General features: G+C 56.6%; 24 protein-coding genes and 3 pseudogenes. 24 read left to right on the plus strand and 3 right to left on the minus strand.

The features are described from left to right. Positions 1–27 precede the first annotated feature (27 nt). From ACYZT9_RS13755 to ACYZT9_RS13775, 5 genes are all read left to right on the plus strand, one after another. A complete protein-coding gene (locus ACYZT9_RS13755) occupies positions 28–1,023 on the plus strand; it encodes a 2,4,5-trihydroxytoluene oxygenase (protein ID WP_462006001.1) in 996 nt (331 codons plus the stop codon). A gap of 23 nt (positions 1,024–1,046) precedes the next feature. Then, on the plus strand, positions 1,047–1,670 hold the full coding sequence (locus ACYZT9_RS13760) for a malonic semialdehyde reductase (protein ID WP_462006002.1): 624 nt from the start codon (positions 1,047–1,049) through the stop codon (positions 1,668–1,670). A gap of 104 nt (positions 1,671–1,774) precedes the next feature. After that, positions 1,775–3,010 carry an MFS transporter gene (locus tag ACYZT9_RS13765; protein WP_462006003.1) on the plus strand — a complete coding sequence of 412 codons (1,236 nt, stop codon included), beginning with the start codon at positions 1,775–1,777 and terminating at the stop codon, positions 3,008–3,010. Positions 3,011–3,082: 72 nt separating this feature from the next. Next, positions 3,083–3,466 (plus strand): nuclear transport factor 2 family protein, encoded by a 384-nt coding sequence (locus ACYZT9_RS13770; protein ID WP_462006004.1) that lies wholly within the window; start codon positions 3,083–3,085, stop codon positions 3,464–3,466. A gap of 240 nt (positions 3,467–3,706) precedes the next feature. Further along, positions 3,707–4,507: a hypothetical protein gene (locus ACYZT9_RS13775; protein WP_462006005.1), complete on the plus strand. Its 801-nt coding sequence runs from the start codon at positions 3,707–3,709 to the stop codon at positions 4,505–4,507. Positions 4,508–4,827: 320 nt separating this feature from the next. Here ACYZT9_RS13775 and pqqE read toward each other — a convergent pair. The 3 genes and pseudogenes from pqqE to ACYZT9_RS13790 form a co-directional block, all read right to left on the minus strand. Next, positions 4,828–5,823, minus strand: a pseudogene (pqqE, locus tag ACYZT9_RS13780) (pyrroloquinoline quinone biosynthesis protein PqqE); the annotation flags it as partial. 1 nt (position 5,824) lies between these two features. Beyond that, positions 5,825–6,016: pseudogene (locus ACYZT9_RS13785) on the minus strand (recombinase family protein); the annotation flags it as partial. Positions 6,017–6,695: 679 nt separating this feature from the next. Further along, complete coding sequence (locus ACYZT9_RS13790) at positions 6,696–7,211, minus strand: MarR family winged helix-turn-helix transcriptional regulator (RefSeq protein WP_462006006.1); 516 nt, start codon at positions 7,209–7,211, stop codon at positions 6,696–6,698. Between the two features lie 80 nt (positions 7,212–7,291). Between ACYZT9_RS13790 and ACYZT9_RS13795 the strand changes: the two genes are divergently transcribed. The 19 genes and pseudogenes from ACYZT9_RS13795 to ACYZT9_RS13885 all read left to right on the plus strand — a co-directional run bounded on the left by ACYZT9_RS13795 (position 7,292) and on the right by ACYZT9_RS13885 (position 24,833). Continuing rightward, the gene (locus ACYZT9_RS13795; RefSeq protein WP_462006007.1) at positions 7,292–8,227 is read left to right on the plus strand and encodes an EamA family transporter; all 936 of its coding nucleotides are present in this window, start codon (positions 7,292–7,294) and stop codon (positions 8,225–8,227) included. 632 nt (positions 8,228–8,859) lie between these two features. After that, the gene (locus ACYZT9_RS13800; protein ID WP_462006008.1) at positions 8,860–9,465 is read left to right on the plus strand and encodes a P-loop NTPase fold protein; all 606 of its coding nucleotides are present in this window, start codon (positions 8,860–8,862) and stop codon (positions 9,463–9,465) included. Then, on the plus strand, positions 9,420–10,355 hold the full coding sequence (locus ACYZT9_RS13805) for a P-loop NTPase fold protein (RefSeq protein WP_462006009.1): 936 nt from the start codon (positions 9,420–9,422) through the stop codon (positions 10,353–10,355). The genes ACYZT9_RS13800 and ACYZT9_RS13805 overlap by 46 nt, the downstream gene beginning before the upstream one ends. A 27-nt stretch (positions 10,356–10,382) precedes the next feature. Continuing rightward, positions 10,383–12,254: a hypothetical protein gene (locus ACYZT9_RS13810; RefSeq protein ID WP_462006010.1), complete on the plus strand. Its 1,872-nt coding sequence runs from the start codon at positions 10,383–10,385 to the stop codon at positions 12,252–12,254. Positions 12,255–12,406: 152 nt separating this feature from the next. Further along, positions 12,407–12,673 (plus strand): annotated as a pseudogene (locus ACYZT9_RS13815) (LysR family transcriptional regulator); the annotation flags it as partial. A 208-nt stretch (positions 12,674–12,881) separates the two neighbouring features. Then, the gene (locus ACYZT9_RS13820; protein ID WP_462006011.1) at positions 12,882–13,799 is read left to right on the plus strand and encodes an NAD(P)-dependent oxidoreductase; all 918 of its coding nucleotides are present in this window, start codon (positions 12,882–12,884) and stop codon (positions 13,797–13,799) included. After that, entirely contained in the window at positions 13,793–14,107 is a 315-nt protein-coding gene (locus ACYZT9_RS13825; protein WP_462006012.1) for an NIPSNAP family protein, read from the plus strand. The genes ACYZT9_RS13820 and ACYZT9_RS13825 overlap by 7 nt, the downstream gene beginning before the upstream one ends. 14 nt (positions 14,108–14,121) lie before the next feature. Then, positions 14,122–15,054: a VOC family protein gene (locus ACYZT9_RS13830; protein ID WP_462006013.1), complete on the plus strand. Its 933-nt coding sequence runs from the start codon at positions 14,122–14,124 to the stop codon at positions 15,052–15,054. Continuing rightward, a complete protein-coding gene (locus ACYZT9_RS13835; RefSeq protein WP_462006014.1) occupies positions 15,047–15,424 on the plus strand; it encodes a YciI family protein in 378 nt (125 codons plus the stop codon). Before ACYZT9_RS13830 ends, ACYZT9_RS13835 begins: the two co-directional genes overlap by 8 nt. 10 nt (positions 15,425–15,434) lie before the next feature. Further along, positions 15,435–16,388, plus strand: coding sequence for a fumarylacetoacetate hydrolase family protein (locus tag ACYZT9_RS13840; protein WP_462006015.1), 954 nt, complete (start codon positions 15,435–15,437; stop codon positions 16,386–16,388). 152 nt (positions 16,389–16,540) lie between these two features. After that, positions 16,541–17,488 carry a SphA family protein gene (locus ACYZT9_RS13845; RefSeq protein WP_462006016.1) on the plus strand — a complete coding sequence of 316 codons (948 nt, stop codon included), beginning with the start codon at positions 16,541–16,543 and terminating at the stop codon, positions 17,486–17,488. Between the two features lie 86 nt (positions 17,489–17,574). Next, positions 17,575–18,810: an MFS transporter gene (locus ACYZT9_RS13850; RefSeq protein WP_462006017.1), complete on the plus strand. Its 1,236-nt coding sequence runs from the start codon at positions 17,575–17,577 to the stop codon at positions 18,808–18,810. Positions 18,811–18,989: 179 nt separating this feature from the next. Next, positions 18,990–19,853, plus strand: a complete 864-nt coding sequence (locus tag ACYZT9_RS13855; RefSeq protein WP_462006018.1) for a VOC family protein — start codon at positions 18,990–18,992, stop codon at positions 19,851–19,853. Continuing rightward, positions 19,850–20,554 carry a class II aldolase/adducin family protein gene (locus tag ACYZT9_RS13860; protein WP_462006019.1) on the plus strand — a complete coding sequence of 235 codons (705 nt, stop codon included), beginning with the start codon at positions 19,850–19,852 and terminating at the stop codon, positions 20,552–20,554. Before ACYZT9_RS13855 ends, ACYZT9_RS13860 begins: the two co-directional genes overlap by 4 nt. Before the next feature lie 18 nt (positions 20,555–20,572). After that, on the plus strand, positions 20,573–22,033 hold the full coding sequence (locus ACYZT9_RS13865) for a 2-hydroxymuconic semialdehyde dehydrogenase (protein ID WP_462006020.1): 1,461 nt from the start codon (positions 20,573–20,575) through the stop codon (positions 22,031–22,033). A gap of 10 nt (positions 22,034–22,043) precedes the next feature. Beyond that, positions 22,044–22,826, plus strand: coding sequence for a 2-oxopent-4-enoate hydratase (gene dmpE / locus ACYZT9_RS13870; protein WP_462006021.1), 783 nt, complete (start codon positions 22,044–22,046; stop codon positions 22,824–22,826). Between the two features lie 11 nt (positions 22,827–22,837). Then, on the plus strand, positions 22,838–23,641 hold the full coding sequence (dmpH, locus tag ACYZT9_RS13875; RefSeq protein ID WP_462006022.1) for a 2-oxo-3-hexenedioate decarboxylase: 804 nt from the start codon (positions 22,838–22,840) through the stop codon (positions 23,639–23,641). Positions 23,642–23,657: 16 nt separating this feature from the next. After that, on the plus strand, positions 23,658–23,858 hold the full coding sequence (locus tag ACYZT9_RS13880) for a 2-hydroxymuconate tautomerase family protein (RefSeq protein WP_462006023.1): 201 nt from the start codon (positions 23,658–23,660) through the stop codon (positions 23,856–23,858). Positions 23,859–23,894: 36 nt separating this feature from the next. Beyond that, a complete protein-coding gene (locus tag ACYZT9_RS13885) occupies positions 23,895–24,833 on the plus strand; it encodes an acetaldehyde dehydrogenase (acetylating) (protein WP_462006024.1) in 939 nt (312 codons plus the stop codon). Positions 24,834–24,838 lie beyond the last annotated feature (5 nt).

Below are 24,838 nucleotides of genomic sequence, written 5' to 3' on the forward strand. Positions count from 1 at the left end.
TCTGAAAGCGGCCAAGGAGGCACTACCGTGTTGCAGATAAAAGACATCAACCACGTTGTCTACCGTCATCCCGATCTAGCGGTGATAGAAAGCTTCCTGACCGATTTCGGTCTGGTCGTAATGCACCGAACCGAACAGCGGCTTTATCTGCGTGGGGCCTGTTCGCTGCCCTATGTGTATATCGCCGAGAAATCCGAACACCGCAGCTTTGGCGCGATCGCGTTCGCCGTCGAGAGTGTCGACGACCTCCAACAGGCAACACGGCTGCCTGATGCGTCAGCTATCCACGCACTGGATGGCCCGGGAGGTGGGCATTGCGTCGTGCTGCACGATCCCTCCGGCCGCCGCATCGAGCTGGTCCACGGCATTGAACCGGTGGGTTCTTTATCTCTGCGCGCGGCGCTGACCTTTAATTCGGCTCAAGAGAAACAGCGCTTCGGCGATGTGCAGCGTCCCGGAAAAGGTGCCGCGCAAGTGTTGCGCCTCGGACATGCGGCAATCGGTGTGCAGGACATGGTCGCGCACCTTAACTGGTACAAGCAGGTGCTTGGCATGCTGCCTTCCGATCTGGTGGTTGAAGAGCCCAATCGGGACTGCCCGGCTGCGGCCTTCCTGCGATTGAATCGTGGGAGTGCATGGACCGACCATCACACCATAGCCCTGTTCCAGGCGGAAAAGGACTTTGTCCATCATGTTTCCTACGAGGTTCAAGACTTCGACGCGCAGTGCCTGGGACATGCCTGGATGACCCAGCGAGGCTGGTCGCCATTTTGGGGCGTTGGCCGACATGTGTTGGGCAGCCAGATCTTCGACTACTGGAGTGACCCGTCCGGCAACCTCATCGAGCATTTTACCGACGGCGATTTGTTTAATCAGGACTCGCCTTCCGGCTTCACCCAAGCCTGCGACGATAGTCTCTACCAGTGGGGCCCACCCATGTCGGTGGAGTATTTCCTGGGCGGTAAATGCGAAGCCCAGCACACCGATCCCCGGTCAGCGGCGTCCCGCCAGCGACGCAGCTGACCTATCTCAAGAGGACCGACGCAATGAATAAAGCAGTGACAGAGCAGGGGCTTGACCTGCTGTTTCGCCAGGCCCGAAGCCAGAACGGCTGGCTCGATCAGTCCGTGAGCGATGACACACTCAAAAACCTTTACGACCTGATGCGTTGGGGCCCGACCAGCGCTAATGGTTGTCCGGCACGTATCGTTTTTGTGCGCAGCACCGAGGCTAAACGGCGCCTGCTTCCAGCACTGAGCGCCGGCAACGTTGAAAAGACGTTGAGCGCGCCAGTGACTGCCATCATCGGTTATGACACACGCTTCCACGAGCAGTTGCCCAAGCTGTTTCCACACGACCCCGGCGTGCGCGACTGGTTCGCCGGGCAGCCGGAATTGATTGAATCCACGGCACTACGCAACAGTTCGATGCAAGGCGGATACTTCATCCTTGCGGCTCGTGCGCTGGGGCTCGACTGCGGTCCGATGTCCGGGTTTGATCATCAATTGGTGGACCAAGAGTTTTTCACTCCTGGCGCCCACCGGCCGCCTGTCTTTACCGGCATGCAGATCAAATCAAACTTCCTTTGTAACCTCGGTTATGGCGATACCGCCAAGTTGTTTGCACGCAGTCCGCGCCTGGACTTTGAGGAGGCCTGCTCACTGCTCTAACGCCGCATTTGCTAACCAGCATATCCTCCAGCCCGATTGATTGATATGGCTCATCGCGCTCAATCCTTTGGACTGGCACAACAACAAAAATAAGGAAAACTACGATGAAATCCATTTCGAAATGGCATGTGCTTGTCGGCGGTTTCCTGGCGTATTTGTTCGATGCCATGGAAATCATCCTTCTGACCATCGCGCTGCCGGTGATCCGTCAGGATCTCGGACTGAGCTTCAACGAGGCCGGTATGCTCGCTTCAGCGACACTGCTGGGTATCGGTTTTAGCAGCATCACCACCGGCTGGTACTCCGATAACTTTGGTCGACGCAAGGCACTCCTCATATCGCTGATTGCGTTTGGTGTACTGACCACCCTAGTTGCAACTACCCACAGCTGGGCCTTGCTCCTATTGCTTCGCTTCCTTTCCGGATTGGGGCTGGGTGGTGTCTGGGGAATTGTCTCGGCCTATGTAACGGAAACCTGGCCTGCGCATCAGCGTGCAAGAGCAACCGGTTTTGTGCTGAGCTCCTTCCCTATCGGAGCCGCGATCGCGGCAATGGCCGCAGCAAGCTACCTGCCGGACTGGAAGATGCTGTTTATGGTGGCGGGTATCTCGACGCTGATTCCTGTGGCCTACCTCCTTTTCTTTGTTCCTGAATCCCTGGAATGGCAAGAGCAGAAGGCCAAGAGCCTTGCCAACCCCAAACTTCATATGCGCGTCTCGGTCAGCGAGATCTTTTCCCCTGAACTGCTGCGGTTGACCCTGTTGGGTACCCTGGCAGCCAGTTGCGCAGTCATCGGCTTCTGGGGCGCAGGCACTTGGTTGCCGACCTACCTGGTGCAAGAGCGGGGTCTGAACATTGGCATGATGGCCAATTTCATGGCGATCATGAACATTGGCGCGTTCATCGGGATTAACGCGTTCGGCTTTATTGCCGACCACATCGGTAAAAGAAACGCTACGTTGCTTTCGCTGCTGGGCAGTGCCGTCATGCTGTCGATTTATGCGCTGACCACACAGAACGCCATCCTGTTTTGGCTGGGGCCGGTCTATGCCTTCTTCTATGCCTTTGCCAGCCTCTTCGCGTCGTACTTCAGCGCCCTTTACCCCACCCGGGTGCGCACTATTGGCGCCGGCTTTTGCTTCAACTTCGGCCGCGGCCTGGCGGCGTTTGCCCCATTACTGTTGAGTGGTATTGCCACCAGTCACAGCCTGGCTTTGGGGCTGCTGGTCTGCGCAGGCTTCTTTGCCTTGGCAACGATCACCATGTTCTTCATGCCCCATGCGGAAATTTCCCAGGTAAATCCCACGCAGAGTGTGCCATTGGGTCAAAACCATTCGTAGTCGAGAGTCCTCATCCGGTTATCCCCGCTATCCGCGTACGCCTGAGCAACTGCCAAGTACGGAGTTTTAAGCATGCTAGAGCAACATGTAAAGCAACACATTGAAGTACTTGAAGCACGCCGTCGTCAGGCGATGATCGACTGGGACATGGACTTTCTGGAAGGCATCTATACCAGCGATCTTACCTATAGCCACTCCGATGGTAAGAGCGATTGCAAGAGTGGGTATCTTCAGGGGATGCGCGCAGGGATTTGGATCTATCGAAGTTTTGAAAGCCAGCAAGAGCATATTCGTGTGCTGGGGACCTGCGCCGTCATCACCGGTCTGATCGACATGGATGTGATTATTCGGGGTGAGCCCATGCTGTTGAGTTCGCGCTATATAAGCATCTGGAAAGAGGGGGACGCTGGTTGGCAAATGATGGCCTGGCAGTCCACTCGGTATTCTAAAGTTTGAAGATGATTTTCAACGCGCAGCTGTTTCACCGTCTGCGCCCGACAGTTTTCAGTCACTAACAGTGCATTTGATCGTTTAATCCCGGTCTTTTTGGCTCAGCGGGCACGGCTTGCCTTTGCCTGAAGTCCATCCCAAGAAGCACTGTACATGCGGCGACCACATGGCTGAATTGGAATCTTGACTATGTATGTACAACAACTACAAAAAACGTATTTCAAAGCACTTCTGGCTGCTGGCTTAATGAGTCTGGCCACGACCAGCGCAAACGCCAAGAACTGGAACGATACTTTCGTTGGGTTTCGCTATGGTACCGACTTCACCGAGCCCGGCGTCCAGGGTAAGGTGCAGAAGGAGATCTATCAAATGGGTCATGTCAGCGGCAATGACGCGGGCTCCAATTTCTTCAATCTCGACATCCTGAAGTCTGACAGTAATGACCCAAAGAAGGACAGTAACTCCGGCGCGACAGAAGCCTACCTGGTCTATCGCCATCAACTGTTTCTGAGCAAGGTCTTTGACCGTTCAATGGCGTTCGGTCCGGTCAAGGAAGTGGCGCTGAGCAGTGGGGTCGAACTCAACTATAAGAACACCGAGTTCGCCACCCGTAAGCGCATGCTGGTGGTGGGCCCGACACTCAAGTTCGACGTGCCCGGCTACCTGGATATCAGCCTGCTTTACGCCATGGAATGGAACCATTGCGGGTTGAACGCTTGCCAGACCGAGAACATTCAGTTTAATCCTTACTACGTATTGCACATGGTGTGGGGTTTCCCAATTCAGATGGGCAGCGTGCCGCTCAAGTTCCAGGGGTTCGCCAGCTACAAGACGCAGAAGGGCAAGGATTACTTCAAACAGGACACCGCCGAGGAAAGCCTGGTACGGGCGTCATTGATGGTCGATGTCGGGCACATGACCTTCGGCAAAAAGAACAAACTGTTGATCGGGCCGGGCTACGAGTACTGGAAACACAAATATGGAGCGATCCACAAACCGGGTACCGACACCTACGCACCGACCGTGCATCTGGAGTGGCACTTCTGAACCGACCCGCATACAGTTCGTGAACCCTGTTCAACGCGGTCGCGGACCAGGCAGTCACCGCTTCCTTTTTGCTCCCATGGTTGGGAAGCGGTTTAGGCGCCCTGGTGGCGCCTTTTTTCAAGTTCGAAACTATCCTTTGTAGCAGCTGCCGAGCTCGCGAGCCCGCGTTCGGCTCGGGGCGCGATCGGACGCAGCAGTCGTATAACCATGCAGTGCGATATCTCAGCGTGAGACAAACCGCTCGCCCCGGTTTGCGAGGACTTCGTCCTCGAACGTGGCCTCTCCAGCTCGGCAGTTGCTACCGTCAATTTCTACTGGAATCAGCGGGCTTTGGCGATGAGCTTGGCATTGCGTTTATTGCGCATAGTCAGTTCGTCAATGGCTTGGGTGGCCTGTTCGGCGTCTCTGCGTGCAGTCATGATGACCTCGTGGTGGGGGGATTTGGCACACACCGGGTCGGCATAGCTGGCATCGCCGGTGAGCAGGAAGGCTTGGCAACGACAGTCGCTGAAATCTAGCTCCTTTTCATCGCAGGAGCGGCAGGGTTCGGGCATCCACTCATAACCACAAAACCGGTCGAAACCGAAAGACTCGTACCAGATGTATTGCCGGCTGTGCTCGCGCACGTTAGGGAATTGCACGGGCAACTGGCGGACACTGTGGCATGGCAGCGCTGTGCCATCCGGGGTCTTGTCGAGGAACAGACTGCCCCAGCCGCTTATGCAGGCCTTTTGGGGCGCACCTCGTAATAGTCCGGTGTGACTAGGATCAGCTTGCAGGGGGGGCGGCCAGCTTTTCCCGGTATTGGTTGGTGATACGTTCGGCACGCTGCAACTGCGCGCGGGTGGCCAGCAGCCCTGCGCGATTAAGCTCGGCCCAGCCTCGAACTGGCAGGTGCCAAGTTTGACGAAGTCCGACTCCAGGGCCAGGCACAGTTCGATGATGCGTTCGATCTGGTCGATGTTGTGCCGGGAGATGACGAAATTCAGTACCCTGGGATAGCCCTGCGACTTCACCGCGCGCGCTATGGCCAGCTTCTGCGCGAAGGCCTTTCGCGAGCCGGCCACCAGGTTATTCACCACTTCGTCGGCAGCCTGAAAGCTGATCTGGATATGGTCCAGCCTCCTTGACGGCGGCCATGCGCGCTTCGGTCAGACCGATGCCGGAGGTGATCAGGTGCTGTAGTAGCCCAGATCGCGGGCGGCGCGGATAAGCTCGTCCAGGTCCTGGCGCACCAATGGCTCGCCGTCGGAAAATCCCAGCTGTACGGCGCCCAGCTCGCGAGCCTGACGAAACACCTCGATCCAGTGCGTTGTGAAGGCCACTCTTGCCTGCGTCGGTATAAACTCTGACGATTTCGAGGGAATGCGCCGCTGCGTAGAGCTTGATTGTTTCGAGCTGATTTTCAGTCGAGTACTGCTGATGCTCTGTGGACATCCGGACATAAGCCGCTGCAAAACTTGGGTCTTGGCGGGTGTCTTCTGAACGGGCACTTTTACGACTGCGCATACGCGAAAGCCCCTGCGTGCATCCACACTGGACGCGCGCCGGGGGCGTGCCCGTTTTTGCCAGCTACTAAAGCAAACGGTGCGTCTTCCAACTATAGTGGATCACAGGGGGGAAAATGTTTCCTAAAAAGGGCAAAACTTTTCCGAACAGACAAGAATAACCATCGGGGCTGGCAGTGACATTACAAGGTGAGTTGGACTCTACGCGCCCAGCCGTGAAGACACTGATGAGGTGGATGTGTAGTGGTCTAATGAAACCGGACACCCAATTAGGCGAGAATGCTCGCTCAAGATCAGCTTGAGGCAGAAACGCAGCCGTCTGGCGCCGACGTTAAATCGGCCTATGGCGAATGGGATGGTGGCTCGGACGAACCTATACCCACGCAGTAGGCACCTGAGGATCGCGAACAATCTTCAGATAGTGAGTGACCAGCAAAAGGCGAAGCTAGTCGCTATGAGGGCACGTAAAAGTGCCTCCAATCACGCCATCTACAAGCGCCTAGCTTTTATGATGTAGAACTATATCCTGAACCTGTTTAACGATCCCTCGAGCTTTAGAGCGAGACTAGGCAAGAAAACAGCCGAAGAAGCGCAGTTTACGGGCTGTAAATGAGCATTCTGAGGCTGTTTTTAATGTGGTATCGCCGACCCGCAGCAGTTCATAAACAGGTTTTTAGAAATTACTCGGCCGCCGGTTCCAAGACCGCCAACAGCTCCGATAGCCGCTCATCCAACTGCGCCAGCTGTGCCGCCGCCGCTATAGGCGCCAGAATCCGCGCCTCGTTGGCGACATGTGCGGTTACCGCGCGGTCGATTAGCTCCAGCCCGGCCGATGTCAATTGCACCAGCAGGCTGCGCGCGTCACTGGGGTTGGGCGTGCGGCTGACCCAGCCGGCAGCCTCCAACTGCTGCAGCTGCCGGGTCATGGTACCGGAGGTGATCATCAAGGACGAGAACAGCGCGGTCGGCGCCAGGCAGTGAGGCGCGCCGGCGCGACGCAGCGTGGCAAGCACATCGAACTCCCAGGCGCTCAGGCCGAAAGCGCTGAAGACCTTATCCAGTTCACGCTGCAGCAGCGCCGAGCAGCGCTTGACCCGGCCAATGGTGCCCATGGGGCTGACGTCCAGATCCGGACGCTCGCGCCGCCACTGTCGAAGAATCATGTCGACCGCATCGGCCTGTCGTTCGGTTGTCATGTTCTACCCCTCAAGATTTATCTTGAACTCAAGACAAAATACTACTAGCCTCCATTTTATCTTGAATGCGAGATAAAAACATGGACAATTTAAGCACCCGCAGTTCCTGGCTGGACGCCCTGAGCACGGCGCTGGCCCCGGCCATCTGGGGCTCGACCTATATAGTCACCACTGAACTCTTGCCAACGGATCGGCCCTTTACCGCCGCCTTGCTGCGCGCGTTGCCGGCCGGTCTGTTGCTGGTACTGTACAGCTGGCATCTGCCCAAACGCGCCGAATGGCAGCGCCTGCTGATACTGGCGGCGCTGAATATCGGCTTTTTCCAGGCCCTGCTATTTGTCGCCGCCTACCGCTTGCCCGGCGGCCTGGCTGCCGTGGTCGGGGCCATCCAGCCGATGCTGGTGATGGGCCTGGTATGGACACTGGACCGCCAACGCCCGGCTTATCTGGCGGTCGGCGCCAGCGTGCTGGGGATAGTCGGGATGGCCGCGCTGCTGCTGGCGCCGGGCGCCTCCTGGGACCCGATCGGCATAACCGCGGCCTTTATCGGCACTGCTTGCATGGCGGCCGGCACCTACCTGACACGGCGCTGGCAGTCGGCGATACCACTGCTGGCCTTTACCGGCTGGCAGCTGCTGGTGGGCGGCCTGTTGCTGCTGCCGCTGGCCTGGCTGGTCGATCCGCCGCTGCCAAGCCTGAGCCTAAGCCAGTGGTTGGGTTACGCCTACCTGTCGCTGTTTGGCGCGCTGCTGGCTTATGTGCTGTGGTTTCGCGGGATCGCCCGGTTGGCGCCGGTAGCGGTGTCATCCCTGGGCTTGCTCAGCCCGCTGGTAGCCGTACTACTGGGTTGGGCGCTGCTGGGACAGAGCATCACGGGCCTGGCGCTGCTGGGGCTGATCACAGTGCTGGGCAGCATCCTGGCGGTGCAACGGGCATCGACCTCAGGTTCGCCGGCCAACCAAAAGCACACTGATTTATCCACTCCAGAAAACCCTGTGCAACGGAGAATGCTATGAACACTGCCATTAAGGCCCTTATCGAGTCGCGAGTTTCCACCACCCGTTATCAGGTCGGTCGCGACCTGCCCGAGTCGGTCATCCGCAGTTGGTGCAGCTGGCCACCCGCGCGCCCTCGGTTTACAACCTGCAGAACTGGAAATTTATCGCGGTGTGCTCGGACGCGCGCAAACTGGTCGGGGTAAGCGCGGAGATGAGTCTGAATGTACTCGCCTACAACATGAAGCGGGTTATGAACATTATCAGTACAGCACGCTTGCTGAAGGCGATGGCGTAAAGCCTCGGTTTTCTCTGCTCCAGAAGGCGCTAAACCGGTCCATAACCGCTTTAAAACGTCAGTAATGTTTATCACGGCAAACGCTTGGGCAATCACATCGGCGAGGAACGCCTGGTTGACGCACTCAAGATACGAAAGCGTTTTTACACACTCTGGGCCATTAGCTGTCGTTCGCAAAAGCGTCTACCAAAGACCATTAATTGCGTACCTTATAAAGCAAGCTTTAAGCGCACTATCGTCAGCTTCAGGCTAAGCCAAGGTGCATTTTTCCTACCGTCCAACGTAGATATTGTTGTTGTACCGAAACAACGCACATGGCAGCTTGCTACGTGCAGGATGTGCCGATATCTTGTGCTTGAAATTCGAAAAAAATACTACATATGGTGTTTTCGCCTCTTCAGCACGAAAAAAGGACTTCTATGCAGTTGATCAATTTCCATACCGAACACCCGGCAAGTCAGGATGTTTCCCAGGTGGTAGTCACGATAAGGTGGCGATTGCAATCCACGGCCATCTGCTGAGCGCTACACCGTCCAAAGTAGTCGGCCTCGACGGTGAGTTCGGCTCGGGTAAGAGCTCGATCCTGTACATGCTGAAGGCAAAGCTGACTGCTGCTGACCCCGATTACAGAGTATGGTTTTTTGATTGCGAACAAAATTATCAGGGTTCGACGAAGAGTAATTTCATCGAGCTGTTCACCGATGAGGTTCTCAAAGAGGTACCTCACGTCAGCAAGGCAGCGCGGGCCCTGAAAGCTTCGCGGGACAAAGCGTTGGGACGCCTGTTGGAGTACACCAAGAAAACAACCAGCCGTGTCAGTGCGTGGGCTTTGGCGCTGGTCGCCAGCCTGTTTTTCGCCGCCACTTCATTTCGCGAAATCTTCGCGCTCACTCGTAACACCCAAGAAGCACCCGCTTGGCTGATTGCAGTTCATTGTTTCTCACTACTCAGCCCGTGCTGATTTTGCTTGCGGCCAAGGTTTGGCATTGGCGCGTAGATGTAGGGGGGCAGCGTTGGAGTCTGCTCAGTCTCTTAAAAGGTTCCAGCGACGACCACATCAATGAAAAGATCGAGGTGGGCAAGGAGGTGACGCCACTGGATCTCAAGAGGACGTTACTTGAGCAATTGAAGGTCGTTGAGGACAAGCATTTCGTCATCATCCTAGACAACCTGGATCGTTTGCCGAAAGACAGCCTGCGATCAGTGTGGAGCGATCTTGAGATTTTCATCGCGGTGGCTGCTGAGGCTGCGAACCTGACCGTCATCGTTCCGTTCTGCTCGACGAAGGTCGCGGAATACCTGAAGGCGGACGGTGACCGTCGATACGATGCCAAGGACTTCATTGCGAAGAAATTCCCGGTCGTATTTCGGGCGCCTCCTGTCATCACGTCCGGTTGGAAAGATGGTTTTCGTCAGCTCTGGAGTCATACGTTCCCGGCTGCTGGACAAAGCCTCATCGAGCAGAGCGCCCAATTGTTGCAGCGCCATAGCCCGATGGCTAACAACCTTGTTACTCCCCGGCTGCAGAAAAAATTCATCAACGACATTGCGACGACGGCGCTCGTGGTGGGGGATCAAATAAGCCTCTTGGCCATTGCCGCCCATCTACTCCTCTGCAAGTATGCAGAGCTTTCTTTGCCAGAGATACTGCGCACCGATGGTTTTTCGGAAAAGTATGAGAAGGAGCTTGGTACCTCTCTGGCTGAGCTGATCGGCGACACTAAAGCCATTTTGAGTGCCTTCCTTGGGGATACCATGGAGACGGGGTGGCAGATCCAGTTTCTGCAAATCCACTATCTAACGACCGGCAATATTGCTCTCGCCGAACTCCTGGATACCCCGCTGGCTTAAGCGTTTGCTGCCAAGGATCACGAAGCCTTGGGCAGGCTCACCTCGTTGTTCGGCTTTTCCGATGCCATGAAGCGGTTGCTTGCGCGGCGACCTGCGCTCGCCTCGCTGCTGCCAACCATTTCCGCCGCGCACCAGGCGCAGAGTGGGGAATGGATCGACTCACTATTGGATCTACTCAATGTTGGGCCATTGGATCTGTTCAGCGAGTCGAAGACAGGATCTGAAGAATTCTACAAAGCTTTCCGATACTGCAAAGGCCATGGCTTGAACGGACGTCTGCTCATGGGCCATGGCGATGAGCTGCAAGCCAACTTATTGAATATCTTCAACTCCAGCTTCGATCAAGAGGAACTTGAACCAGCTCGGAGGTTGTTGGTAGCGTATGACCTCTACCTACACGCTCAGGATTTCGAGTTCGATAGCATTGTCCTGAACCGGGCAGAGTATTTGATGCATTTGCTGCCTGATATCAATGAGTTACAAGTTATCAGGGCACAGGCATTCACCCTCGCCAACGGGAGTTTAGAGAATGCGCATTTGCAACTTGCGTCAAGCCCAGATCACCCACTCGACCTAATGCCGCTGCCAGCTAGAAGCGTCGTGCCTGCGTTGGAATGGCTGCATGCTGAACGTAAATTTGGCACCGGCCTTTCCGGTGGGATCAAGGCAGTTGATGTTGCGACGCTGGCAAAATTTACCGGCGCTGCCGGTGAAGTAGAACATGCAGTTGTTGGCTTGGCATTAGCCACGAATGTTGATCCGGTCATCGGGGGCGCAATCACGACGTTAATTGCAAACAACACCAGCCCCCTTATCAAAGCCGTGGCGGCTATCACCTATATTCGCCAGGCTGATGCCGAGGCGTTAGCCAAGCTAGACAAATTGGACGGTGTTTTCGAAACACCGGTTTTTCGATCGCTCGCGAATGCAACGCTTAACACAGCTGCCCTTTTCGAGTTGCTGCCCGACCAGCAAGTCGGCGAATCAATCGCTGGATACCTAGCCCACCTTATCCAAGAGAAACGTATTGGATCGTTGAGTAGTGGTTGGGTGGCCGCGCATTTCAGCATACTGACCCAAGCCGTTGAGCCCTATGGGTTGTCGGAGGATGACGTCTTGTCCTGGCTTAGCCCATGGGATGCTTTCATCGAAAAAAATATCCAGGATGTTTTAACGGCGGATGCCCTATTAATCAAGGATGTACTGGACTCGGGTGCGCTCGCGTTGCCTAAAACGCGGGATAGCGTGATCAAGCAACTGACAAGCGAAGAACGGACTGAGGATGACTGGGTTCAGATCATCTCGACAGGTGCGAAGCAGCACCTCGCTATCGTCGAGACGATAGTCCACGAGGATATCCCCATAGCGACCATTTCCGCTGTCAGCGATGCTTTGACCGATGTTCTCAACACTATTGCCAACGGCGCGGTACCAGCCCCGTGGGGGCAGCCTCAGTACTCCATGATGGACGCCCTGCTGCAGGTTCTTGATGCCCAGCAATGCGCCGTTATTGGGATTCGATTGAGAGCGATGCTATTTGCCGAGTCCGTGGAGCCTCAGGACTTCGCTGTGCCGCTTGCAAAGTACGGTCATCTGATTCCAGATATTCAGCCGTCCAATCCGCATGAGGTACTACGGGTAGTGCTGTTCCTGGCCCACCTCAGCCGTAACCCTGGAAACGCTTCGGCCTTGGCCAGATTCTTCGATGCGAGGGCTGACCAGATCGCTGCGTTCAAGTACTCTGCGGAGCTCAGGAAAACAATGGGGGAGGCAGTGGCCAAGTTGTCCGAGACCACTCCGGCTTTGTATAAAAGGTTTGCCCAGGCCAAAGGGTTTGTCCGACTCATTCAGTCGCTGAAGAGAGGAACGCTCGATAGGGAAACTGAACGCGATGAATGACGCTGAGCATTCATCACGCTGTCTAGTCCTTAAATAGGTTACACCTGTTTTCACCCAAACGCCCAATGCATCGCATCGGGCGTTTTGTATTACAAATACTGGTCGAAAGCTACCGATCCTGATAGGCAGCTACTGGCCGTTTTCTGCCCGTCATGTTTGAAGCACTCTCAGAGCGCCCAAGCCTGGCGGCGGCAGCGCGCCGTCTAAATGTCTCTGGCCCGACGGTAGTTCGCGCGATTGCCCGATTGGAGACGCGTCTCGGAGTGCCGTCATTGCAGCGAAGCACTCGTGGAGTGTCGTTGACTGAGTCGGGTGCGGCATTCATGGCCGATTGCTCCCGCATCCTCAAAGGAATCGAGGAGGCAGAAGCATCTGCGAAAGGCCTTCATGTTCAGGCCCAAGGAAATCTGACCAACTTATTCAAAAAAACACCGACCTCCTTAGCAACGGCGGCTGTTTCCCCCAAGTTACCGTGCAACGCTTCGAAACTCGGGTCTCCTTCGTATAACTCTTGCTTCTACTTATTCATAACCTGGGCTGTTTGCTCCCAAACCCGGCTGCGTCTAGGTTAGCGCTTAGCCGAGCTTCAAGCTTTGCGTAAAAGAACAACAACAAGAGAGGCGAAAAATGCCTGTGATAACCATCGGTATGGTAGGAATCGGCCAACTTGGTCTTCCTATCGCAACCAACCTGCTTACGGCCGGATTTCGCGTTGTCGGTTACCGACGTCGAGATCGTGAAGCCTTCATCCGTCAGGGTGGCATCGCGCTCGAAAGCCCAGCCGCCGTAGCGGCGCAATCAAACTTCATCCTCACTTGCCTGCCGAGCGAAGTGGCCCACATGGGAATCATGGAGGGGCCTGATGGCCTGCTTCAGTCCATAGGGCCACAGCACACGCTCATCGAGATCGGCACCTATCACAAAGCCTTCAAGCAACGAATGGCTCAGCGTATCGGACAACGTGGTGCGCGGGTGTTGGAAGCGGAAGTCAGTGGTACTCCATCAATGGTTTACCAACGCAAGGCTTCCTTGTTTCTGGGCGGTGATTCTGACTTGGTGGAGCACTGCAAGCCGGTGCTCGATGCGATCGCCGACATCCAGTTCCATATCGGTGAGTTTGGATGCGCAGTCGCGATGAAATTAATCGCCAACTATCTCGTGACTATTCACACCCTGGCCGCAGCTGAGGCGCTAAACCTCGGAGTGAAAGCAGGGTTCAGCGCACAGCAGGTGGTTGAGGTGATACGCCAAAGCGCGGGTGGTTCAACGATGTTCAGCGCAAGAGCACCGATGATGGCTGATCGTCATTTCCTGCCGGCGCCAGGACCTTTCGCCACGCTGGAAAAGTACATCGATATGGCCAGTGAGCTGTCCGAGGAGCTCGGCAGCGCCGCGCCTTTGTTCAATGCCGCCAAGCCCTACTTTCTAAGGGCTATCGAAGAAGGCATCGGTGAAGAAGATATCTCGGCAGTGATCAAGTTGATCGAAGCCGACTCCCAGGCCGACTCCCAGGCACCTTCCAAAAAGGAGAAAACAACATGCTGATCGAACAACGTACCTATCAACTCAAGCCTGGCTCCCTACACGAATTCCTGCGTGCTTACGAGGAGGAGGGGCTGCCACTTCAGGGCGAGGCGCTGGGCAATCTGATCGGTTATTTCAAGCCGGAAACGGGGGAAATCAATCGGGTAATACAGTTGTGGGGATATTCCAGCTACGAGGACCGTGCCCAGCGCCGCTCGGCGCTGTCCTGCGATCCAAGATGGCGTACGTTCCTCGGCAAGAACGGTCATTTGGTGGTTGCCCAGCAGGTCGAACTGCTGAGCGCCGCACCCTTTTCCCCTATTCGTTAAAAGGAGCATTCCAAATGATTCGTTCTCTACAACACGTAGGCGTGACAGTTCCAGATCTGGAAGTGGGTCGCTCCTTTTACGAAGCTGTCGGGCTCGAAGCCCGAATGGCAGGTGAGCATTTGGTGTTGCGTTGCAAAGGGCGCGCCCAGGATCAAGTGCGACTGATGCCCGGCACCACAAAGCGCCTGAGCTATGTCTCGTTTGGTACCGATGCTGAGGGGCTGCAGACTATTCGCGAAAACCTGAGCTACCACGGCGTGGTCATCCACCCGGCACCTTTTAATATTGGACAAGACGGATTGTGGTTTCGTGATCCGTCCGGCGATTGGGTTCACGTAACCGACGCTGACTCCATGCTGTTAGCTCCTTTGCCGACACCAGAGTCGAACACCCCGGGCCGTTACCGCCGCATCGGTCAGCGCGGGTGCACACCGTCCTCGAAGTTGCGTCGAGTGACACCGTTGCGTTTGGGCCACTTGATCAAATTTACCCCCGATGTGGATCGTTCGATTGATTTCTATTCCCGGGTACTAGGAATGAAAGTCTCTGATCGCGCGGGGGACAAGATCGCCTTTCTACGGTGTGGCTGTGGCGGTGATCACCATGTATTGGGCCTGGCCAAGAGCAGCCATAGCGGTCTGCATCACCTCAGTTTTGAGGTGATGGGTATTGATGAGATCGAATTGGGCGCACAACACCTGATGAGCCTCGGCTATGAAAGCGCTTTTGGCCTTGGACGGCATGTGGCCGGCTCCAACTACTTTCATTACATCCGCGACCCTTGGGACAGCATGGTCGAATACTTCTGGGACATCGATGTCATTCCCGAAGATGACAGCGAATGGCTGGCTATCGACGGGGCACCACCAGACCTAATCGCCGTGTGGGCAAACAATCCACCTCCTGAAGCCTTCATTCAGAATTTCGAGGCGGCGCGTGATGAGTGACAGCTCTGCGACCAAGGAACTGCTGGCAGGGATGTTGAACAAGCCGCTGTTCGTGGTCATGCGTACGCCACGGGATCTGACCCTCGTACCAGAGCTGCTGGACGCCCACTTGAAGTGGGCGATTCTGGCGCAGCAACGCGGCGAGTTGTTTGCTTCCGGGCCCTTTGTCTCGGATGAGACCTTTCCCGGTGAGCTGGGTGGCATGAGCATTCTGCGTGCGGCGGATCAGGCCGAAGCGCTGCGCATTGTCCAGTCAGATCCCTTTATCGCCCACGGCGTTTATGACGTGGACGTACGCAAGTGGCTGCTCATGGAGGGCGGCCTGACGCTCCACGTCAGCTTTTCCAACCAACGCTTTTCGCTCCTGTGATGGTGGCCCCATGAAGTATCAACTTTTCACCTATCGGACGGATGTCCAGTCAAACGCTACCGGCCTGGTGGTTAGCGAATATGCCTATGATCTCGGTCAGCTTGTGGCCACGACAGGCCTTGAGTTGCCGACAGCTTCGATCGACACATTGCTCGAGAGTTGGGAGACGTCCAATCCGCAGCTCCAAAAGCTGGCAGTGGCCGTATTTGAAGCGCCAGCGCTCTATGAATCGTATTGGCTCGACCTTGAAGCGTTGCAGTTCGCGCCGTTCCTGGAGCGTCCCGGCACCCTCTATTGCGCAGGCGCCAACTATCGTGACCATGTCGAAGCCATGGCCCGTGCGTTTAACATGAAATTGTCGCTGGATCCGCGCGGCGAGGGCATTGCCCCATGGCATTTCATCAAGCCCGGCCGCGGCAGTCTGGTCGCACACAAGCACGCGGTAAACATTCCCGAAGGTGTCCGCATGCTCGATTGGGAAGCCGAGTTGGCGGTGGTGATCGGCAAGCGAGCGTCGCGCGTCTCCATTGAAGAGGCACTCGACTATGTGGCGGGTTACACCTGCGCCAATGACCTGTCTGCGCGTGATCGACTGCGCCGCGAGCAAGTCGATCCGAGCTCGCCGTTTCGCTTTGACTGGATTGGACACAAATGCTTCACCGGTTCTTGCCCGCTGGGCCCGTACCTGACGCCGGCACAATTCGTCAAAGATCCCGAGAACCTGAATATCAAGCTGTCGAGGAATGGCGCGTGGGTCCAGGACTCCAATACCCGCAACCATATGTACGGCGTTGCAGAGCAGATTTCCTATCTGAGCCAGACCATCGATCTCTTTCCCGGTGATGTGCTGTTGACGGGAACACCGGCAGGCGTGGGCATGGAAAGCCACACATTCCTGGACCGCGGTGATGTTTTGAAAGTGTGCATTGAAGGGCTCGGCGAACTGGAAACCACTATTCAGTAATGCCGTGCTGACGGCCGGGCAATCAACGCCTGGCCAAATGACGGCGTGCATCGCTGCACCTGAAATTTGCCAGCCGTTTTTAAGTAACGCTAACGCTGAAAGTTCCAAAAAAAACTCTCTTCCATCATACAAAAATAATAATGGTACATGAGATGAGCACACTTAGATCACACACCTTGCTCGCGTCAAACGTCTGGATTAGCACACTTTGCATCGGTTTTCTTTGCATTCCGGTTGCCCAGGCAACAGAGGGCGGCGGTAGTTCATACCCACTGGGTGTGAATACGGTCGGCGCGGGAAAGATGCCACCGCCAGGCTTTACCGAGTTCTTCTACTTGTCCGACTACAGTGCGAACAAAACACTGGACGGCGAGGGCGATAAAAAACAGGGTATTCAAAACTTTGACCTTAACGTCCAGGCACTGTCGATACGCGTGGATTACGTCTATCAGGACTTCTCGATATGGGGTGCCAAACTGGCCAGTCGCCTTGCCTTGCCCTTGATCAAGGGTGACATCAGTTTTGATGTCGATACGCCTCGTGGTCGTGTTCATCGCAGCGACCATCAAGAAGGTGTCGGCGATCTGACGGTGATTCCATTTGTATTGGGTTGGAGCTCTCCACGGTACCACCAGTTACTCGGTCTGGATGTGTTTGCGCCCATTGGGTCCTATGACAAGGATCGCCTTTTCAACCCGGGTCGAAACACATGGGCTTACGGGCCCTGGTATTCCTTTACCGCTTATCCGCTGGAGAATCTGGAGGTCAGCGCCAAGCTCATCTACATGATCAATGACGAGAACTCCGAGACCAATTATCGTTCCGGCCGTGAGTTCAACGCCGACTACAACATCGGCTACAACATCACCCGCGAATGGCAGGTAGGCGTGAACGGCTACCTGTACAAACAGCTCAGCGATGATGAGAAGAATAGCGAGACCTACCTGAATGGCAACCGTGGTCAAGTCGCCGCGATCGGCCCTGCGATCAAATACCAGACCCCGGCAATCGGGTTTGTCATGAAATGGCAGCACGAGACGAAGGTCGAGAACCGAGCCGAAGGTGATCGCATCTGGCTGCAGGCCGTTTACCGGTTCTGAGCGTCGCCTCCTTCATGGGCAGTCATAAAACACGTGGCGGCCCTAGTTCGAACATCACTGTCCAATAATTAAAACCAGGTGAAACCATGACTGGAATATCCAAGTGGCACGTACTGATCGGTGGATTCATCGCCTACCTTTTTGATGCAATGGAGATCATCCTGCTAACGCTCGCGCTGCCCGTTATCCGCCAGGATTTGGGTTTTAGCCTCCATGATGTGGGTGCGCTGGCTAGCGCTACATTGCTGGGTATTGGGGTGAGCGGCGTTGCCACAGGTTGGTACTCCGACAACTTCGGCAGGCGCAAGGCATTGATTGCATCGCTGGCGATCTTCGGTGCACTGACCTGTGTCTTTGCATTCGCTCATGATCTCTACGTAATGGCGGGACTGAGGTTTGTCTCTGGTCTTGGGCTTGGCGGGGTATGGACGATCCTCTCGGCTTACATCGTCGAAACGTGGCCGCCCAAGCAACGCGCAAGAGCCATATCCTTCGTGATCAGTGCCTTCCCGATTGGAGCCATCGCGGCTGCCTTGGCGGCAAAGTTCATGCTGCCGGAATGGCGTTTGATGTTTTTCGTGTCCGGCGCTGCGGTGATACTGCCGATCATTTATGTGTATTTTCTGATTCCGGAATCGCCGGCCTGGAAGGCTCAGCGCGCTACTGAGGGAACTGCTGAGCAGCGGATATCCGTCAGCGAGATTTTTTCGCCGGAGCTACTTCGTTACACCCTGCTGGGGTCTCTTGCAGCCAGCTTTGCGTTGCTTGGTTCCTGGGGCGTCAGTACGTGGCTGCCCACCTACCTGATACAGGACCGTGGCTTGAGTCTGGCGTCGATGACCAGCTTTATGGCGGTACTCCATCTCGGGAATTTTTTTGGCCTGAACGTATTCGGCTTCATCGCCGATCGCATTGGCAAGCGGCTTACGATTGTCATATCGCTGTTGCTGACATCCATGATGGCGCTGGTGTATGTCTATACCGCCCAGACCCAATCGCTGATCTGGATAGGGGCGGGGTACGCATTTTTCATGGTGTTCGCAGGGTTGTTCGGTTCTTACTTCAGCGAAATGTACCCCATCCGAGTGCGAACGCTGGGGGCGGGCTTCTGTTTCAACATAGGCCGAGGGTTGGCGGCTTTTGCCCCCGTGCTGCTCAGTGGCATTGCGAGCTTTTATAGCCTGGCGGCGGGATTGATCGTCTGCGCCGGCTTCTACGTCATCTCCGCAGTGTTCGTGATTTCCATGCCAAGGAATAAAACAGTGGGCGAGATGAGTACGCAGGCTGCCGCTTCAGACATTGCCAAGGAGGCAATCGGTTGACCTGATTCGCGGGTACCAGTGCCTCGTATCTACGGATCCGGGGCATTTTTTTTGCTCCCGAAAAGGCTGATATCTTTATAAGAATTTCAGATAGTGCGAATAACTAATATTTGCTTCTTTTATTTATTGCCCACCGGGAAGATGAATCCCAGACAACAATAAATAAGAGGACTTCCCTCATGATCAACCTGCATGACATTCGATACATACGGTTGGGCACCGCGAATCTGGACGAAGCACGTCGCTACGCCACTCAGATTCTCGGACTGCAGGTCGCCCGAGAAACCAACGGCGCGGTGTACTTCCGATCGGACAGTCGCGACCACACGCTCTGCTATTACGAGGGTGATCCGCAGGAAACCACGACAGCGTTCGAGGTCAGGACAGCGCAAGACCTGGAAGACGCCGCGGTGTTGCTGGAGCGTCATGAGTTCGACGTGCAGCATGGCTCGCGTGCTGACGCTGAAGTGCGCTATGTCGATGACTTCATTCGCTTCAAAGATCCCAGCGGCAACAACATCGAACTGGTCTTGCGTCCCCATGCCAGCGGACGACGCTATTTCCCGAGTCGCGATGCCGGCATCACCGGTTTCAGCCACATTGGCTTGCGCACCATGAATGCCCGGCGTGACGAGCTGTTCTGGACTCAGCTTGCAAACGCGAGGGTCAGTGATCGAATTGGCGAAGCGCCGTTACTGCGCATCGACGAGGTCCATCACAAGATCGCGTTGTTCCCATCGTCCCACCCCGGTGTGCAACACATCAACCATCAAGTTGAAACCGTCGATGACTTGATGCGCGCCTACTACTTCCTGGTTGGGCGGGGCATTCGCATCCTCTTTGGTCCGGGCCGCCACCCGACCTCGGGCGCAATGTTCCTCTATTTCGAAGGGCCGGACGGAATGACCTACGAATACTCGACAGGGGTCAGCCTAATTTCTCCAGAGAATGATGCAAGCCACCAGCCACGGCAGTTTCCGGCGGAGGGTGCAGGATTCTGTGCGTGGGGTGCGAAGCCAGACATTCCGGAGTTCAAATCGTGAGTCGCTTGCCAACTCCCAGCCGCGATGAGCAATCGCAAGTGCGCGTGGCCGCGCGGGCCTTGGCCCGCGCCGGTTTAGTGCATGCCTACGGGCACTGCAGCTTGCGACTTGATGAAGAGCACTTTTTGGTTTGCGCCGCGCGACCGATGGGTTTGATCCGTATTGGCGAGCCAGGAATTGTGGTGCCAATCAAAGGTGAGTTGCCCGACGGTGTGCTGGGTGAAGTCCGTATTCACCAGCAAATATACCGTCGACGCCCGGACGTCCATGCAGTGATCCGAAGCATGCCTGCCCAGGTCATGACCTTGTCCTGTGCGAGGCTCACACCTAAATCGCGTCATGGAATGGGTAGTTACTTCCAGGCGCCAATCCCGCTGTGGGACGACCCGCAGCTGCTGCGCAGCGACGACCAAGCCAGCGCACTGGCCAATCAATTAGGGCAGGGGAATGCCCTGGTCATGCGTGGGAATGGTGCCATCGTCGTCGGCGCGTCACTGGTCGAAGCGTTGACGCTGACCTGGTACTTGGAAGACGCCGCACGGATTGAATTGCAACTGCACAGCGCGGGTCTAGCAATCCAAGGACCGGTACTCGACGCACAGGCCTGCGCGCAACGGGCAGTCACCAGCGGCCGAATTTACGAACGCATGTGGGAATACCTGACAGCGGGCGACCCCGAAGCAAGCGTTCAAACACTCTAAAACAAGAAGGAACACTGTATGCCTGCGAAAGAATTCCGCCATTTTATCAATGGTGAATGGGTAAGTAGCGCCCGTACGTTCGAGAACCGAAACCCGGCCGACAACAGCCTGATCGGCGTGGTGCATGAAGCCGGCAAAGTTGAGGTCGACGCCGCCGTGCGAGCTGCGCAAGAGGCATTGAAAGGCCCTTGGGGCAGCATAACTGTGGCCCAGAGAACGGCCTTGTTGCACAAGGTGGCGGAGGGCATCGAACGTCGCCATGAAGAGTTTGTGGCTGCGGAAGTGGCCGATACCGGTAAACCCCGCGTGCTCGCCGGACATTTGGACATTCCCCGTGGTGCGGCCAACTTCAAGGTGTTCGCCGACCTGATCAAGAATGTGCCAACCGAAAGTTTCGTGATGGATACGCCTGACGGTGGCAAGGCTGTGAATTACAGCGTGCGAGCACCGCGTGGCGTCATCGCCGTAGTCTGCCCCTGGAATCTGCCGCTGTTGCTGATGACCTGGAAGGTCGGGCCGGCCCTGGCCTGTGGCAATACCGTCGTGGTCAAACCATCCGAAGAAACACCGGCCACTGCCACGCTGCTCGCCGAAGTCATGAATGAAGCCGGCGTGCCACCCGGTGTGTACAACGTGGTGCATGGTTTCGGCGGCGATTCGGCCGGCGCGTTCCTCACCGCTCACCCAGAGGTTAATGGTGTCACCTTCACCGGTGAAACCGGCACGGGCGAGATCATCATGAAGGCCGCGGCCAAGGGTATCCGCCCGGTATCGCTAGAGCTGGGTGGCAAGAACGCCGGCATCGTTTTCGCCGATGCGGACCTGGAAAAGGCCGTCAAAGGGTTGGGGCGCGCCGTGTTCGAGAACAGTGGCCAGGTGTGCCTGGGGACCGAGCGCATCTACGTGCAACGTCCGCTGTTCGAGCGCTTCGTCGCTGCATTCAAGGCCCACGCCGAAGGCATCAAGGTGGGTGATCCCAATCAGCACGACAGCACCATGGGGCCGGTGATCTCGCTCAGTCACCGCGAAAAAATTCTCTCCTATTGCCGTCAGGCGGTCACCGACGGTGCCACCGTGGTCCACGGCGGTGGCATTGCCCAAGTGCCGGAGCACTTGGCCGAAGGGGCCTGGTTCGAGCCGACGATCTGGACCGGCCTTGCGGAAACGTCGACCGTGGTGCGCGAGGAGATTTTCGGCCCGGTTTGCCACATCGCTCCTTTTGATACCGAAGAAGAAGTCGTACGCCTGGCCAACGACACAACCTACGGCCTTGCCGCCAGCGTATGGACCTCCAACCTGCAGGTCGCCCATCGTTTGGGCAGCGCGCTGGACGTGGGTGTCTGCTGGATCAACTCGTGGTTCCTGCGCGACCTGCGTACCGCCTTCGGCGGCGCCAAGCAGTCGGGTATCGGCCGTGAGGGTGGCGTGCATTCGCTTGAGTTCTACACCGAGCTGCGCAATGTCTGCGTGCGGCTGTAAGGAGCCATTCATGAATAAGCAAGAGATACAAGCTCTCGGCCAGCAACTGCACCAGGCCCTCAGCAATTGCCAGGCTCTGGCGCCGCTGACCGACACCTACCCGGATATGACACTGGAGCAGGCCTATGAGGTACAGCTGTCGATGATCCAGCGACGCCTTGACGACGGCCAGAGGGTCATCGGAAAAAAGATTGGCGTCTCCAGCAAAGTGGTCATGGACATGCTCGGCGTCGATCAACCGGACTTCGGTCATCTGCTCTCGGAAATGCTCTATGACGATGGCGCCGCCATCACCATCGACGGTTTGATCGCACCCAAGGCCGAAGGCGAAATCGCGTTCGTGCTCAAGGAGGATCTGCACGGCCCGGGCATTACCGTAGCCGATGTACTGCGCGCCACAGCTTATGTGATGCCGTGCTTTGAGATTGTCGATTCGCGTGTCCGTGACTGGAAGATCCGTATACAGGACACCGTCGCCGACAACGCCTCCGCCGGGGCTTTCGTCCTGGGCGGGCAGGGCGTGGCCCCGCGTGACGTAGACCTGGCCTGTGTCGGCATGACCCTGGAAAAGAACGGTGAGGTGGTTGCCACCGGCGCCGGTGCTGCGGCTCTCGGCCACCCGGCGAATGCCGTGGCCTGGCTGGCCAACAAACTCGGCCAGCTTGGCATCGGACTCAACAAGGGTGAGGTGATTCTCTCCGGCTCACTGGCCGCTATGGTGCCGGTCCAGGCGGGTGATCAATTGCGCATCAGCCTGGGCGGCATCGGCTCGGCCTCTGTTCGTTTCGTTTGAAGGAAACCTTTATGAATCTCTCTGCAAGCACTATCGCACAACTGGCCGAACACCTGGAAAACGCCGAGCTCAACCGTAAGGCGGTGGCCAAAATCACTGATGCCCATCCGGACATGGACTGGGAAGACGCCTACGCCATTCAGGACACCATTCGCCAGCGCAAAGAGTCACGCGGTGTACGTATCGCTGGCTTGAAAATGGGCCTGACCTCTTTCGCGAAGATGAAGCAAATGGGAGTCACTGACCCGATCCACGGCTTTCTTACGGACTACGGCTCTTGTCTGGACGGCGCGGCTATCGATGTTGACGGGTTGATCCATCCCAAGGTCGAAGCCGAGATCGCCTTTGTCCTCAAGCATCCGCTCAAGGGGCCGGGCGTGCATATTGGCGATGTATTGGCGGCCACCGATTTTATTTTGCCGGCAGTCGAAGTGATCGACTCGCGCTACGAGAACTTCCGCTTCGATCTCAAGAGCGTAATTGCCGACAACACGTCTTCGGCACGCTTTGTAACTGGCGGGCAAATGAGTGGCGTACAAGGCATTGACCTTAAATGCCTGGGCGTGGTGCTGGAGAAGAACGGTGAAGTCGTCGCCACCGGTGCCGGCGCTGCGGTGCTCGGGCACCCGGCGCAGAGTGTCGCCATGCTGGCCAACATGCTCGGCGCCAAGGGACGTGAACTGCCGGCAGGCTGTTTCATCATGACAGGTGGCATCACCGAGGCCATTGCCGTCGCTGCAGGGGACAACATCACCGTCCGCTACCAGCATTTGGGTAGCGTTTCCATGCGCTTCACCTCGTCCAGCCAGCGTTGATCCGGAGCTATCGACCATGCCTATCGCCATGATCCACCTCGCAGAGGGCCGCAGTGAAGAGAAGAAGCATGCACTGTTGGTCAACGTTACCCAAGCCATCGCGCAAAGCCTCGATGTGCCCGTAGAAAGCGTACGCGTGCTGCTTCAAGAGATTCCCGAAACCCAGTGGGCCGCGGGTGGCAAGACCCTTGCCGAACGCCAGCGTGGAAACGCCTGATCCCCAGGCTGTGTGCAACGACAGGACACAATAACAATGAGCAATCCAATTAGCGTCGCCATCATCGGCTCGGGCAACATCGGCACTGACCTGATGATCAAGATTTTGCGTCACGGCAAGCACCTGAAAATGGCGGCTATGGTCGGCATCGACCCCGCCTCTGACGGTTTGGCCCGCGCCCAACGCATGGGCGTGGCGGTGACCCATGAAGGTGTTGAAGGCCTGACCCGCATGGACGAATTCAAGGACATCGATTTCGTCTTCGATGCCACCTCGGCCGGCGCCCACGTTAAGAACGACGCCCTCCTACGCTCGATCAAACCCGGCATCCGTTTGATCGACCTGACACCTGCAGCCATTGGCCCGTATTGCGTGCCGGTGGTCAATCTGGAACAGAACCTCGGCCAACTCAACGTCAACATGGTCACCTGCGGTGGCCAGGCGACCATCCCCATGGTCGCAGCGGTATCGCGCGTGGCCAAAGTGCATTACGCCGAAATTGTCGCCTCGATCGCGAGCAAGTCCGCTGGTCCCGGCACCCGCGCCAACATCGACGAATTCACCGAAACCACCTCCAAGGCTATAGAGGTGATTGGCGGCGCGGCCAAGGGCAAGGCCATTATCGTCATGAACCCGGCTGAACCACCACTGATGATGCGCGACACAGTGTTTGTGCTGTCCGAAGCCGCTGATCAGGCGCTGGTCGAAGCATCTATCGTCGGGATGGCTGCCGCCGTGCAAGCCTATGTGCCGGGCTATCGCCTCAAGCAAAAGGTCCAGTTCGACGTGATCCTTGAAGATGCGCCACTGAACATTCCTGGCCTCGGCAAGTTCTCCGGCCTGAAAACCTCGGTGTTCCTTGAAGTCGAAGGTGCCGCCCATTACCTGCCAGCCTACGCCGGCAATCTCGACATCATGACCTCCGCTGCCTTGGCCACCGCCGAGCGCATGGCGCAGTCGATGCTGAACGCCTGAGGAGA

The sequence above is a fragment of the Pseudomonas sp. ZT5P21 genome (assembly GCF_054897785.1).

Excerpts from the sequence above, each read along its gene's own strand:
- ACYZT9_RS13770 (WP_462006004.1), top strand. The coding sequence starts at position 3,083 with ATGCTAGAGCAACATGTAAAGCAACACATTGAAGTACTTGAAGCACGC.
- ACYZT9_RS13765 (WP_462006003.1), top strand. The coding sequence starts at position 1,775 with ATGAAATCCATTTCGAAATGGCATGTGCTTGTCGGCGGTTTCCTGGCG.
- ACYZT9_RS13845 (WP_462006016.1), top strand. The coding sequence starts at position 16,541 with ATGAGCACACTTAGATCACACACCTTGCTCGCGTCAAACGTCTGGATT.
- ACYZT9_RS13840 (WP_462006015.1), top strand. The coding sequence starts at position 15,435 with ATGAAGTATCAACTTTTCACCTATCGGACGGATGTCCAGTCAAACGCT.
- ACYZT9_RS13865 (WP_462006020.1), top strand. The coding sequence starts at position 20,573 with ATGCCTGCGAAAGAATTCCGCCATTTTATCAATGGTGAATGGGTAAGT.
- ACYZT9_RS13795 (WP_462006007.1), top strand. The coding sequence starts at position 7,292 with ATGGACAATTTAAGCACCCGCAGTTCCTGGCTGGACGCCCTGAGCACG.
- dmpH (WP_462006022.1), top strand. The coding sequence starts at position 22,838 with ATGAATCTCTCTGCAAGCACTATCGCACAACTGGCCGAACACCTGGAA.
- ACYZT9_RS13775 (WP_462006005.1), top strand. The coding sequence starts at position 3,707 with ATGAGTCTGGCCACGACCAGCGCAAACGCCAAGAACTGGAACGATACT.
- ACYZT9_RS13835 (WP_462006014.1), top strand. The coding sequence starts at position 15,047 with ATGAGTGACAGCTCTGCGACCAAGGAACTGCTGGCAGGGATGTTGAAC.
- ACYZT9_RS13855 (WP_462006018.1), top strand. The coding sequence starts at position 18,990 with ATGATCAACCTGCATGACATTCGATACATACGGTTGGGCACCGCGAAT.
- ACYZT9_RS13880 (WP_462006023.1), top strand. The coding sequence starts at position 23,658 with ATGCCTATCGCCATGATCCACCTCGCAGAGGGCCGCAGTGAAGAGAAG.
- ACYZT9_RS13830 (WP_462006013.1), top strand. The coding sequence starts at position 14,122 with ATGATTCGTTCTCTACAACACGTAGGCGTGACAGTTCCAGATCTGGAA.
- ACYZT9_RS13885 (WP_462006024.1), top strand. The coding sequence starts at position 23,895 with ATGAGCAATCCAATTAGCGTCGCCATCATCGGCTCGGGCAACATCGGC.
- ACYZT9_RS13760 (WP_462006002.1), top strand. The coding sequence starts at position 1,047 with ATGAATAAAGCAGTGACAGAGCAGGGGCTTGACCTGCTGTTTCGCCAG.
- ACYZT9_RS13790 (WP_462006006.1), bottom strand. The coding sequence starts at position 7,211 with ATGACAACCGAACGACAGGCCGATGCGGTCGACATGATTCTTCGACAG.
- ACYZT9_RS13820 (WP_462006011.1), top strand. The coding sequence starts at position 12,882 with ATGCCTGTGATAACCATCGGTATGGTAGGAATCGGCCAACTTGGTCTT.
- dmpE (WP_462006021.1), top strand. The coding sequence starts at position 22,044 with ATGAATAAGCAAGAGATACAAGCTCTCGGCCAGCAACTGCACCAGGCC.
- ACYZT9_RS13825 (WP_462006012.1), top strand. The coding sequence starts at position 13,793 with ATGCTGATCGAACAACGTACCTATCAACTCAAGCCTGGCTCCCTACAC.
- ACYZT9_RS13850 (WP_462006017.1), top strand. The coding sequence starts at position 17,575 with ATGACTGGAATATCCAAGTGGCACGTACTGATCGGTGGATTCATCGCC.